Source organism: Streptomyces silaceus (genome assembly GCF_001419745.1).
In the GTDB taxonomy this organism is placed as follows: Bacteria; Actinomycetota; Actinomycetes; order Streptomycetales; family Streptomycetaceae; genus Streptomyces; species Streptomyces silaceus.
On the sequence record NZ_LIRJ01000163.1, the window covers coordinates 1 to 12323 of the forward strand.

13 protein-coding genes are annotated in these 12323 nt (G+C 70.6%); 5 read left to right on the forward strand and 8 right to left on the reverse strand.

Translation table 11 applies throughout. The features are described from left to right. Positions 1-929 (reverse strand): aminotransferase-like domain-containing protein (locus tag AOK22_RS16665; RefSeq protein ID WP_157872247.1); only part of this gene is annotated, 929 nt, incomplete at its 3' end. 47 nt (positions 930-976) lie between these two features. Here AOK22_RS16665 and AOK22_RS16670 point away from each other — a divergent pair. The 3 genes from AOK22_RS16670 to AOK22_RS16680 are packed head-to-tail and all read left to right on the forward strand — an operon-like array spanning position 977 to position 2696. After that, complete coding sequence (locus AOK22_RS16670; protein WP_055699449.1) at positions 977-1528, forward strand: carboxymuconolactone decarboxylase family protein; 552 nt, start codon at positions 977-979, stop codon at positions 1526-1528. Between the two features lie 41 nt (positions 1529-1569). Further along, positions 1570-1971, forward strand: a complete 402-nt coding sequence (locus AOK22_RS16675) for a carboxymuconolactone decarboxylase family protein (protein ID WP_425264035.1) — start codon at positions 1570-1572, stop codon at positions 1969-1971. Further along, on the forward strand, positions 1968-2696 hold the full coding sequence (locus AOK22_RS16680; RefSeq protein WP_055699459.1) for an isocitrate lyase/PEP mutase family protein: 729 nt from the start codon (positions 1968-1970) through the stop codon (positions 2694-2696). Before AOK22_RS16675 ends, AOK22_RS16680 begins: the two co-directional genes overlap by 4 nt. Positions 2697-2814: 118 nt before the next feature. On the opposite strand, the gene AOK22_RS16685 is transcribed toward AOK22_RS16680, so the two are convergent. The 5 genes from AOK22_RS16685 to AOK22_RS16705 all read right to left on the reverse strand — a co-directional run bounded on the left by AOK22_RS16685 (position 2815) and on the right by AOK22_RS16705 (position 10096). Then, positions 2815-3795, reverse strand: coding sequence for an ABC transporter substrate-binding protein (locus AOK22_RS16685; protein WP_055699451.1), 981 nt, complete (start codon positions 3793-3795; stop codon positions 2815-2817). A 46-nt stretch (positions 3796-3841) separates the two neighbouring features. After that, positions 3842-5833 carry an ABC transporter permease gene (locus tag AOK22_RS16690; RefSeq protein ID WP_055699452.1) on the reverse strand — a complete coding sequence of 664 codons (1992 nt, stop codon included), beginning with the start codon at positions 5831-5833 and terminating at the stop codon, positions 3842-3844. Further along, positions 5833-6933, reverse strand: a complete 1101-nt coding sequence (locus AOK22_RS16695; RefSeq protein WP_055699453.1) for a quaternary amine ABC transporter ATP-binding protein — start codon at positions 6931-6933, stop codon at positions 5833-5835. The genes AOK22_RS16690 and AOK22_RS16695 overlap by 1 nt, the downstream gene beginning before the upstream one ends. Continuing rightward, complete coding sequence (locus AOK22_RS16700) at positions 6930-8465, reverse strand: GMC family oxidoreductase (RefSeq protein WP_055699454.1); 1536 nt, start codon at positions 8463-8465, stop codon at positions 6930-6932. Before AOK22_RS16700 ends, AOK22_RS16695 begins: the two co-directional genes overlap by 4 nt. 101 nt (positions 8466-8566) lie before the next feature. Further along, complete coding sequence (locus AOK22_RS16705; protein ID WP_055699455.1) at positions 8567-10096, reverse strand: aldehyde dehydrogenase family protein; 1530 nt, start codon at positions 10094-10096, stop codon at positions 8567-8569. A 156-nt stretch (positions 10097-10252) separates the two neighbouring features. Between AOK22_RS16705 and AOK22_RS16710 the strand changes: the two genes are divergently transcribed. After that, on the forward strand, positions 10253-11119 hold the full coding sequence (locus AOK22_RS16710; RefSeq protein ID WP_237773363.1) for a hypothetical protein: 867 nt from the start codon (positions 10253-10255) through the stop codon (positions 11117-11119). Between the two features lie 21 nt (positions 11120-11140). Here AOK22_RS16710 and AOK22_RS16715 read toward each other — a convergent pair whose 3' ends face one another. Together AOK22_RS16715 and AOK22_RS16720 are read right to left on the reverse strand one after the other, a co-directional pair. After that, on the reverse strand, positions 11141-11680 hold the full coding sequence (locus AOK22_RS16715; protein ID WP_063795277.1) for a hypothetical protein: 540 nt from the start codon (positions 11678-11680) through the stop codon (positions 11141-11143). Beyond that, complete coding sequence (locus AOK22_RS16720; protein WP_055699457.1) at positions 11680-11925, reverse strand: helix-turn-helix transcriptional regulator; 246 nt, start codon at positions 11923-11925, stop codon at positions 11680-11682. The genes AOK22_RS16715 and AOK22_RS16720 overlap by 1 nt, the downstream gene beginning before the upstream one ends. A gap of 83 nt (positions 11926-12008) precedes the next feature. On the opposite strand from AOK22_RS16720, the gene AOK22_RS16725 reads away from it, so the two are divergent. After that, on the forward strand, positions 12009-12323 hold a 315-nt coding region (locus tag AOK22_RS16725; RefSeq protein WP_055699458.1), incomplete at its 3' end, for a hypothetical protein.

A 12323-nucleotide genomic window follows, 5' to 3' on the forward strand; every position in this document is an offset into this window, starting at 1 on the left:
CGGAACTCGCCGTCGTAGTCGTCCTCCAGGATCAGCCCGCCCTCGCGCCGCGCCCAGTCGACGGCCGCCGCGCGCCGGTCGGGGTGGAGCGGCACGCCCACCGGGAACTGGTGGGCCGGGGTGAGCAGCACGGCCTTCGACGCGCCGCGCGCACCGCCACCGCCACCGACCCCACGGCCCAACCCCTCGGTCACCGTGCCCAGTTCGTCGAAGTCGAGGGGCGCCGTCCGCAGGCCCTCGCGGTGCAGGAGGTCCCAGTGGATGTCCAGTCCGTACGACTCCACGGTCATGTCCCGCAGCCCGCGCCGGCGCAGCACCCGGCCGAGCAGGGACAGCGCCTGCACGAATCCGGCGGTGATGACGATGCGGTCGGGCTCGGCGTACACGCCGCGGGCCCGCGCGAGATACCCGGCCAGGGCCTCGCGCAGTTCGACACGGCCGCGCGGACCCGCGTACCCGAACGCGTCGTTGGGGGCCGCGGCGACCGCCCGGCGGGCCGCCTTGAGCCACTCCGCGCGCGGGAAGGAGGACAGGTCGGGGCTGCCGGGCTTCAGGTCGTGCGTCGGCGCCCCGGCCCGCCTGCGGACCGGCGCGGTGCGCACCGGTGTCACGACCGCGCTCCCCCGGCCCCCCGGCTTCGCGTCGGCGGGCGAGACCCGCTCGGCCACGCGTGTGCCCGAGCCCTGGCGCGCGGTGAGCCAGCCCTCGGCGACCAGGTCGGCGTACGCGTCGGCGACCGTGTTCCGCGCGATGCCGAGGTCGACGGCGAGGCTGCGGGACGACGGCAGGCGGGTGCCGGGAGCGAGCCGGCCGCCGCGCACCGCCGCGCGCAGGGCGTCCGTCAGCCCTCTGCGGACGCCGGTGCGCGCGCCGCCACCCCCCGTTTCCAGGTGGAGGTCGACGCCCAGAGTGGCCCAAGAATCTCCCATGGAAATGGACCATACCCGTGGGCTACCACGACCGTAGGGTCATTGCCATGACGACGAACGAGACCACCGGAACCAGCACCACCAGAAACGCCGGCACCACCGGCACCGCCGGAAATCCCAAGGAGTACGTCCACGAGCACACCCCCCGCCTCGCCTGGGCCAAGCACGCCCCCGAGGTCTTCAAGGCCATGATCAAGCTCGACACCGCCGCCCGTAAGGGTCTCGACCCGGTGATCTTCGAGCTCGTCAAGATCCGCGCCTCGCAGATCAACCACTGCGCGCTCTGCCTCGACATGCACACCAAGGACGCGCTCGCGGCCGGCGAGAGCGTCGAGCGGATCATCCAGCTCAGCGCCTGGGAGGAGTCGCAGCACTTCTACACGGCCAAGGAGATCGCCGCGATCGAGCTGACCGAGGCGATCACCGTCCTGACCGACGGCTTCGTGCCGGACGAGGTCTACGAGAAGGCGGCCCGGCACTTCGAGGAGGCGGAGCTCACCCAGCTCATCGCCGCGATCACCGTCATCAACGCGTGGAACCGGTTCGGCGTCTCCACCCGCCAGGTCCCCGGCCACTACACGCCGGGAGACCTCAAGTGAGCCCGCGCACCACGCACTTGGACCAGGGTGTCGCCGCGGCCATGGGCACGCTGAGCGCCGCCGCCAAGCGGGGGCTCGGCGATCCCGTCCTCGCCGAGCTGGTGATGATCCGGGCCTCGCAGATCAACGCGTGCGCGTTCTGTCTCGACATGCACGTCGACATCGCCCTGGAGAAGGGCGAGAGCCCCAAGCGGATCGCGCTGCTCAACGCCTGGGAGGAAGCCGGGGAGTTGTTCACCGAGCGCGAGCGGGCGGCGCTGGCGCTGACCGAGGCGGTCACGGTCCTGACGGAGGGCTTCGTCCCTGACGAGGTCCACGCGTCGGCCGCCAAGCACTTCGGCGAGGACGAACTGGCCCATCTCATCGGCCTGATCGCCGTCATCAACAGCTGGAACCGGCTGATGGTGAGCCGCCGCATCGAGCCGGGCGGGCCCGCGTGGTGAGCGCCGCGGACACGCTGCGCGCCCTGCATCTCGACCGGGCTCCCGGCGATCCGCTGATCCTGCCGGGTCCCTGGGACGCCGCGAGCGCCCGGGTGTTCGAGGAGGCGGGCAGTCCCGCGCTGGCCACGCCCAGCGCGGGGATCGCGCTCTCGCTCGGGTACGAGGACGGGCAGGTGCCGCCCAAGGAGATGTTCGCGGCGGTCGCCCGGATCACCCGGGCGGTGTCCGTGCCGGTGACCATGGACGCGGAGACGGGGTACGGGCTCGGGGCGAAGGAGCTGGTGGACCGGATCCTCGACGCCGGTGCCGTCGGGTGCAATCTGGAGGACTCGTACGGGGGCAAGGGGTCGACGGGGATACTTCGGGACGCGCGGGAGCAGGCCGAGTGGCTCGCGGAGGTGCGGGAGGCCGCGGGGGAGCGGCTCGTCATCAACGCGCGTGTCGACACGTTTCTCCGGGGGGCCGTCGAGGTGGATTCCGCCCTTGAGCGGGCGCGGCTCTACCGCTCGGCGGGCGTCGACTGCGTGTATCCGATCCTTGCGCCCGTCTCCTTGATTCCCGCGTTGCGGGCAGGGATCGAGGGGCCCCTGAATGTGCTGGCCCAGGGGGACGGGCCCTCCCCCGGGGAGTTGGGGGAACTCGGGGCTACTCGGGTCACTTTCGGGCCGGGGCTGCTGCGCAGAAGCATGTCGGCTTTGCGGGGCATCCTTGATGAGCTGACGTAGACGCGGAGATGCCGGGTGCCCACTTTCTCGGCACCCGGCACCGGTGGTCGTGCCCACCCGTTCCGCCGTTCGGAACGCCTGCCCACAACGGAGACCAGCGCTCCTCAGGGCACCAGCCCTACTGAGGAAGCCACGCCTTCCACTTCGACGGGTTCTTCTCGATCCACTCCTTCGCCGCGTCCTGCGGCGACAGCTTCTTGTCGGCGATCAGGAGGGAGACCTCGTTCTGGTCCTCCTCCGACCACTTGAAGTTCTTCAGGAACTCCGCGGCCTCGCCGCCGTTCTTCGCGAAGTCCGCGTTGAAGTACTTCTGGAGCGGCGTGTGCGGGTAGGCGCACTTGATCTTGGCGGGGTCGGCGTCGCAGCCCTCCTTGTACTCGGGCAGCTTCACCTCCGTCATCGGCACCTTCTCGAAGAGCCACTGCGGCTTGTACCAGTACGTCAGGAACGGCTTCTTCTGCTTGGCGAACTGCTCGATCTGCGTGATCTGCGCCGCCTCGGAGCCCGCGAAGACGACCTTGTAGTCCAGGTCGAGGTTCTTCACGAGGGCCTTGTCGTTCGTGACGTACGACGGGGAGCCGTCCATCAGCTGGCCCTGGCCGCCGCTCTCCGCCGTACGGAACTGGTCCGCGTACTTGTTGAGGTTCTTCCAGTCGGTGACGTCCGGGTGCTTCTTGGCGAAGTACGTCGGGACATACCAGCCGATGTGCCCGGTCACGCCGACGTCGCCGCCGCGGACGATCGTCTTCTTGTCCTCGATGTAGCGCTGTTCCTGCTCGGGGTGGCCCCAGTCCTCCATGATCGCGTCGACGCGGCCCTGGCTGAGGGCGTCCCAGGCGGGGACCTCGTCGATCTGGACCTTGTCGACCCGGTAGCCGAGCTCCTTGGTGAGCAGGTACTCGGCGACGGCGACGTCCGCCTGCGCGCCCACCCAGGACTGCACGGAGAGCGTCACGGTCTTGGCACCCGCCGCGTTCGCGTACGGGGACGCCTGCTTGGTCATGTCGGCCTTGCCGCACCCGCTCAGCGCGAGCAGGGCACCGGCAGCGACGACGGCGCTCAGTGCGCGCTTGCGTCCGCGCGCGCCACGCACACGCATGCCACGTCCGCGCACGCCACGTACTCCCCTGTCACGTACTCGCATGTCACGCCCCCTTCTTCGCGCGGCGTTCCGTCGGCTGCGTGACCCGGTCCAGCATCAGGCCGAGGCAGACGATGGCGGCGCCGCCGACCAGGCCGGAGGCCAGGTCGCCCTGCGCGATGCCGTACAGGACGTCGTAGCCGAGCGCGCCACCGCCGACCAGGCCGCCGATGACGACGACGGCGAGGACGAGGACGACCGCCTGGTTGACGGCGAGCAGCAGCGCCGGGCGGGCCAGCGGGAGCTGGACCTGGCGCAGCTGCTGCCAGTTGGTCGCGCCGAGGGACTTCGAGGACTCCATCGCGGCGGGGTCGACCTGCCGCAGGCCCTGCGTGGTGATGCGGATGACGGCGGGCAGCGCGTACACGATGGCCGCGGCGACCGCCGGGGCACGGCCGATGCCGAACAGGGCCACGACCGGGATCAGGTACACGAACTGCGGCATCGTCTGGAAGATGTCCAGGACGGGACGGAGGAGCCGTTCGAACCGCGCGCTGCGGGCCGTCGCGATGCCGACCGCGAAACCGATGACCATGGTGACGGCGACCGCGGCGAGGACCTGGGAGAGCGTGTCGAGGGACTTGTCCCACACGCCGAGCACACCGATCCCCGCCATCGCGACGACGGCGGTGAGCGCGGTCTGCCAGGTGCCGATCAGCCAGGCGAGGGCCGCGACGAGGAGCAGCAGGGACCACCAGGGCATCCACTGCAGCCCGTCGCGGACCGGGTCGAGGACCCAGGTGGTGAAGTGCGCGGACCAGTCGGCGGTGCCGCCGACGACGGGCACGCCCGTGTAGATGTGGTCGACCATCCAGTCCTTGGCGGTGTTGACCGGCTCGACGATGTTCACCGTCCAGCCCTCGGGCCAGTCCAGACGGTCGGCGTAGCGGAAGACGACCGCGACGACGGCGGTCACGACGGCGGCCAGGATCGAGCCGCGCCCGCCGGTCACCCACCAGTAGGCGGCGCCCTGCGTCTGGCGGTCCACCGGGTTCGCGCCCATGCGCTCACCGGCGGCGCCCGTGACCCGGTCGAGGACCACGGCGAGCAGCACGATCGGGATGCCCGCGGCGAGGGCCGCGCCGACGTCGACGGAGCCGAGCGCCTGGTAGACGCGGTCGCCGAGGCCGGCGCCGCCGATCATCGAGGCGATCACGGCCATCGAGAGCGCCATCATGATCGTCTGGTTGAGGCCGAGGAGGAGTTCCTTGCGGGCCAGCGGGAGGCGCGCGGAGACGAGACGCTGGCGGGCGGTGGTGCCCAGCGAGGTCACGGCCTCCATCACGCCGCCGTCGGCGCCGCGCAGGCCGAGCGCGGTGAGGCGGGCCATGGGCGGGGCGGCGTAGATGACCGTCGCGAGGACCGCGGCGGGGACGCCGACGCCGAAGATCAGGCCGGCGGGCAGCAGATACGAGAAGGCCGGGAGCACCTGCATGGTGTCGAGCACGGGACGCAGCAGGCGGAAGACCCGGTCGTTGAGACCGGCCGCGAGCCCCATGAGCGCGCCGAGCACGACGGAGGCGAGGACGGCGACGACCATCAGGGCGAGCGTCTGCATGGTCGGCACCCACATGCCGAGCAGTCCGCACAGGCCGAACGCGGCGGCCGTGAGGACCGCGAGCCGCACGCCGGCGACCCGCCAGGCGATCAGGGCGGCACCGGCGATGACACCGGCCCAGCCGCCCGCGAGCAGCACCAGGTAGACGCCGCGCACCGACAGGACGATGGCGTTGCTGACGTGCCCGAAGAAGTAGGTGAACAGCCAGTGGCTGTCACGGTTGTCGATGATCCAGTCGGTGGTCTTGGCCAGCGGCTCGGACAGGTCGACGGTGAGGGCGTCCGGCCAGGCGCCGGAGGCCCACTTGGCATTGGCGATCGGCACGAGCACCGCCGCGGCGAGGGCGAGCAGCAGGAGCTTGCCGACGGCACGGTGACGCAGGAGCGCGCCGATTCCCGTATCTCGTACGGGACTCGATGATGCGGTGGCGGTGGCCATCAGGCGACCACCTCGCCCTTGCCGGGGTTCCCTGCGCCCGCGACGACGGCGAGCAGCCCGGCGTGGTCCACCACGCCCAGGCACCGCTTGCCGTCCATCACGCGCACCGGGAAGCCGGTGCGCGCGACGGCCTCGATGGCCTCGGCGACCTTGGCGTCGGGCGCGAGGGCCGCGCCGCGGGTCTCCTCGTCGGCGTCGGCGGGACGCATCGCGCTGCGCACGGTCATCACGTCGGCGCGGGCCACGTCGCGGACGAAGTCGCGGACGTAGTCGTCGGCCGGGGAGCCGACGATCTCCTCGGGGGTGCCGAGCTGGACGACGCGGCCGTCGCGCATCAGGGCGATGCGGTCGCCGAGCTTGAGGGCCTCGCCGAGGTCGTGGGTGATGAAGACCATCGTGCGGCCCTCCTCACGGTGGAGGCGGACGACCTCTTCCTGCATGTCGCGGCGGATCAGCGGGTCGAGCGCGCTGAACGGCTCGTCGAACAGCAGGACTTCGGGGTCCACGGCGAGGGCGCGGGCCAGGCCCACGCGCTGCTGCTGACCGCCGGAGAGCTGTCCGGGCCTGCGCTGCTCAAGACCTTCGAGGCCGACCTTCTTGACCACGTCGAGGGCCTTGGCGCGGCGCTCGGCCTTGCCGACGCCCTGGATCTCCAGGCCGTACGCGACGTTGTCGAGGACCGAGCGGTGCGGCAGCAGGCCGAAGTGCTGGAAGACCATGGCGGCGCGGTGCCGGCGCAGTTCGCGCAGGCGGGCCTTGTCCATGGCGAGGACGTCCTCGCCGTCGATGGCGAGGGTGCCGGAGGTGGGCTCGATGAGCCGGGTCAGGCAGCGTACGAGGGTGGACTTGCCGGAGCCCGACAGGCCCATGACGACGAAGACCTCACCCTTGTTGACCTCGAAGGACACATCGCGCACGGCGGCCGTGCAGCCGGTCCGCTCGCGCAGTTCGGCCGGGCTCAGGCCGTGCAGCGAGGTGTCCTCGGGTATGCGCTCACCCCGGGGTCCGAAGACCTTCCAGAGGTTCTCGACGGCGAAGACGGGGCGTCCCGCCGCGCTGTCGTCGGTGTCCGTGGCGGTCGTCACGGTGGCCTCGCTCATCGGCCGTCACCACCCAGCATCTCGGCACATTTCTCCCCGACCATGAGCACTCCGATCATCGGGTTCACGGCGGGCATCGTCGGGAAGACGGATGCGTCCGCGATACGGATTCCGTTCAGGCCCCGGATCTTCAACTCCGGGTCGACCACGGCGAGTTCATCAGTGGAAGCACCCATTCGGCAGGTACCGGCCGGGTGGTAGACGGTGTGCGCGGCCTTGCGCACCAGCTCGCTGATCTCGGCGTCGTCGGTGACCTCGGGGCCGGGGAAGACCTCGCGCTTGAGCCACTTCTTGAACGGCTCGGCCTGCGCGACCTTCCGCGCGAGCTTGATGCCGTCGACGAGCGTCCGCCCGTCGTAGTCGCCCTCGTCCTCGAAGTACCTGAAGTCGAGCGCGGGCTTGACCTCCGGGTCCGCCGACGTCAGGTAGAGGCGGCCGCGGGCGCGGGACTTGGGGATGTTCGGGGTCATCGAGACGCCGTGCTCGGGGCGCTCGTAGCCGAGGCGCTCCGGGTTGTCCGTGAACGGGATCTGGTAGAAGTGGAACATCAGGTCCGGGCCCTTGTGGGCCGGGTCCCGCTTCACGAACAGACCGGCGTCCGAGTCCATCGCGGAGTTGCCGGGGATCGGTCCGTCGGTCTCCCAGACGATGACCGACTCGGGGTGGTCGATGAGGTTCTCGCCGACGCCCGGCAGGTCGTGCACGACCGGGATGCCGAGGGCTTCGAGGTCCTTCTTCGGGCCGATGCCGGAGTGCATCAGCAGGCGCGGCGTGTCGACGGCGCCGGCGCAGACGAGCACCTCGCGGCGGGCGGTGAACAGCTTCTCCACGCCGTCCTTGGTGCGGATGTGGACGCCGCGCGCGGTCGTGCCGTCCAGCTCCAGCCTGGTGGCCCAGGTCTCCAGGAACAGGTGGAGGTTGGGGCGGTCACCGGCCTCCATGTGGGGGTGGAGGTAGGCGACGGACGCGGAGGAGCGCTTGTTGTTCTCCGGGTGGTACGAGAGGTCGAAGAAGCCGACGCCCTCCTCGAAGGGCTTGTCGTTGAAGCCGACGACCTCGGGCACACCGAGCGCGGTCTTGGTGGCCTCGACCCAGTCGGTGGCGATCTGGTTCTGGTCCTTCTTGGCGACGCGCACGATGTTGTTGCGCAGCTTGCCGAAGAAGGGGTCCATGGCCTTGGCGCCCCAGCCGGTCGCGCCCGCCTCTTCCCACTCGTCCCAGTCGGACGGCAGCGGCTTGAAGGAGATCAGGGTGTTGTGCGACGAGCAGCCGCCGAGCACCTTGGCGCGGCTGTGCAGGATGTGCGAGTTGCCGCGCGGCTGCTCGGTGGTGGTGTAGCCGTAGTCGAGGTCACCCCCCAGCAGACCGAGCCACTTGCGCAGCGTCAGGACGTCCTCACGGTCGATGTCGCTCGGGCCGCCCTCGATGACGGCGACGGTCACGTCCGGGTTCTCGGTGAGACGGGACGCGATCACCGATCCTGCGGTGCCGCCACCGACGATGACGTAGTCGAACTCGGTCTGGTCAGACATGCGTGGTGCTCCTCTTCCTGCGAGGTCGTGCCAAGGTGCTTGCGCGTAATGAGCGGGGGGTGCCTGGGGGCGGTGCTCGAACTTCCGTACGCGGCCGGGTGCTAGCCCGCGAACCAGCGGACCGGCGCGGGCGCCAGGTTCTGGTAGATGTGCTTGGACTCGCGGTACTCGGCGAGGCCGGCCGGGCCGAGCTCGCGCCCGACGCCGCTCTTGCCGAAGCCGCCCCACTCCGCCTGCGGGAGGTAGGGGTGGAAGTCGTTGATCCAGATGGTGCCGTGGCGCATCCGGCGGGCCATGCGGCGCGCGAGGCCGGAGTCGGTGGTCCACACGGCGCCCGCGAGACCGTACTCGGTGTCGTTGGCGAGGGCGACGGCCTCGTCCTCGGTGGTGAAGGTCTCGACGGTCAGGACGGGTCCGAAGACCTCCTCGCGGACGACCTTCATGCCGCGGTGGCACTGGTCGAGCACGGTCGGCTCGTAGAAGTAGCCCTCGGCGGGGCGGACTTCGCTCGGCTCGGGGCGCTTGCCGCCACAGCGCAGGACCGCACCTTCCTCCAGGGCGGAGGCGACGTACATCTCGGTCTTCTCGCGCTGCTGCCGCGAGACCAGCGGGCCGCACTCGACACCCTCTTCGGTGCCGCGGCCGAGCTTGATCTTCTGGGCGCGGCGGGCGAGTTCGGCCACGAAGCGCTCGCGCACCGACTCCTCGATGATGAGGCGGCCACCGGCGGAGCAGACCTGTCCGCTGTGGATGAAGGCGGCGTTCAGCGCCTGGTCGACGGCGGTGTCGAAGCCCTCCTCGGTGGCGCAGGCGTCGGCGAAGACGACGTTGGGGTTCTTGCCGCCGAGCTCCAGGGCGACCTTCTTCACGCCGAGGGCGGCGGCCTGGGCGACCTTGGTGCCGGAGACGAGGCCGCCGGTGAAGGAGACCAGGTCGACGTCGGGGTGGTCGGAGAGCCGGGCGCCGACGGTGTGGCCGGGGCCGGTCACGATGTTCGCGACACCGGCGGGCAGGCCCGCCTCGACGAGCAGTTCGATGAGCGCGACCGTCGTCAGCGGAGTGACCTCACTCGGCTTGATGACGAAGGTGTTGCCCGCCGCGAGCGCCGGGGCGATCTTCCAACTGGCCTGGAGCAGCGGGTAGTTCCAGGGCGTGATCATCGTGCAGACGCCGACGGGCTCGTGCACGACGACGCTGTGGATGTCGTCGGAGCCGGCGTCGACGACGCGGCCCGCGCCCTCGCCGATCACGAGGTCGGCGAAGTAGCGGAAGGCGTCGGCGACGCAGTCCACGTCGACACGGCCCTCTTCGAGGGTCTTGCCCGCGTCGCGGCTCTCCAGGAGCCCGATCTCCTCGCGGTCACGCACGAGCAGGTCGGCGACGCGGCGCAGGAGCGCGGCGCGCTCGGCGACCGGCGTGCTCGGCCAGGGGCCCTCGTCGAAGGCCTTGCGGGCTGCTGCGATGGCGGCGTCCGCGTCTTCCGTGGAGCCCTCGGCGATCACGGCGAACGGCTTGGCGTCCGCCGGGTCGAGGATCTCGCGGGTGGCGCCGGAGGCGGCGCTCAGCCACTCTCCGCCCACATGGATGGTCTGTTGTGCGGACACGTCCCGTTTGCCTTCCGTTCCTGTCATTCGCCCCGCCTGTCACTCGCGGTAGCCGGGTGCACCTGCCCTGAGGTGGAGAAAGCATGCGCGTTCGATGGCCGAAAGTGCGCTGTGTCACTGCGCGTGCGGGCACTCGGGGCAAAACGTACGCTCGACACATGGTCTGTCACCGGAGGTGACGTGATGAGTGGTATGCCCCGCAAGAGGGTCACGGGGAGCGCGGTCTGCTGTGCGGCGGCCGTGCTCGCGCTCTCCTCATGTTCGTCGGACGACGGCGGAAAGGACAAGGCGAGCGGCACGAGCAGTGCCGAGAGCACCACCGGCACCGGAGGCGACGGCGGCGGGGGCAACGGCGTCGAGGACATGAGCGCGCAGCAGATCTCCGACAGGGCGAAGCGGGAGCTGCTCGACGCGAAGTCGGTGCACATCTCGATGCGGGAGACGGGCTCGGACGCCTCCGCGGACGCCACGGAGGACTCGGATCCGGACGCCGACGACCCGGCGTCCATGGACCTGACCCTCGACCAGGACGGCAACTGCACCGGCAGCATGAAAATGGCGGACGGCGCGTCGCTGGAGCTGGTCAAACGCGGTGACAAGGTCTGGATGAAGCCGGACGAGACCTTCTGGAAGACGCAGGTCCCCGGCGGTGACGGCGAGGCGGCGGCCGAGATCTTCAAGAACCGCTACATCCACGGCAGCACGAAGGACGCGATGCTCAAGGAGGTCGCCGGGGTCTGCGACCTCGGCGAGATCCAGCGGGGCATCGAGGACGACTCCGACGACGCGAAGACGCTGAAGAAGGGCGAGCCGACGACGGTCGACGGCACCCGCGTCGTCCCCCTGACCGGCACGGAGGACGGCAGGGAGACGACGCTGTACGTCGCCGCGGAGGGCAGGCCCTACCTGGTCAAGGCGGTGGAGAAGGGCGACGGCGACCACACGACGACGACCTTCTCGGACTACGACAAGCCGGTCCCGACGAAGACGCCGTCGGCGGACGAGTCGGTGGACGTGTCGAAGCTGCAGGAGCAGTTGCAGAAGGTGTGAGTGCGGCCGCGGACGGCCGGGTCAGACGGCGCCGACGGGCTCGTCGTCGCACTCCGGCTCGTCCTGGGCCTGCAGCCCCGCCAGCCACAGCGGCATCAGCCAGTGCACGACGAACACGCTGAACAGGACGGGGAAGACCAGCCCCTCGGCCTCCAGGCCCATGAGCCCACCGGCGCCGACGGCGACGGTCACAGCGAAGAGCAGCCACATCATGAGGTGCTGGGCGCGGGCCTGCACGCGGTTCTTCTCGGCGCGCTGCCGCTCGTCGAGGGCGCGGGCACGCAGTTCGAGCAGGCCGCGGGTGGCACCGTTGATCACGCCGGTCGCGAGGCACCAGGGCAGCAGGATGCCGAGCATCCCGTACGTCGCCCAGCGCTGGTCCCCGAACACGGAGTAGAGCCAGCACGCGATGCCGAGCGCGGTCAGGACCATGTGCGCGACGACCACGGCGCGGCGGCGGGGCCCGGTGGCGTACAGCGGAGCGCCCTCGCGGCGGTTCATGATCGCGTACATCCGCCGGTCGTAGCCGGTCATCGGCCGCTGTCCGCTGTTGCCGTCCATCACTGGTTCCTCCCGTAGACCTGGTCCGTGAGCGGGCGAAACGGTTCGAGGGAGAACAGCGCCTCGACCGGCAGCTCGAAGTACTTCGCGATCTTCAGCGCGAGGTCGAGGCTCGGGTTGTACTGCCCCCGCTCGATGTAGCCGATGGTCTGGTAGTGGGCCCCCACTGCCTCGGCCAGGCTCTGGCGTGACACCTTTCGTTCGGCGCGCACCATCGCCAACCTGTTGTGCACTTGCTCGCTCATGTATAAGAAGTACTACATTCATGAGCACAGCAGCAACAGGTCAGACGCGAACCGGCAGGAACGAGCGGGGAGAAGGACGAGAGATGTTCGGCAGCAAGCGGGAACTGATGGTGATCACCCTGCGCGACACGGACGCGGTCGCGGACGAACTGCGCGAGGCGCTCGCGGAGGCCGACGCCGCGCAGCGCCCCGGCCTGGAGCGCGCGCTGGAGATCGTCACGCGGACGGCGGCCGTCCCGGACGCCGAGGTCCGCGGCCGCTGGGCCCTGCGGCAGCTGGCCGCGGCGGGCCACACGGGCCCCGCCGACTCCGTGCACGCGGTCAAGGCCCTGCGCCAGGCGGAGCCGGGCCTGAGCCTGGTGACGGCGGTGCAGCTGTCGAAGGAGGCGGCGGCGCTG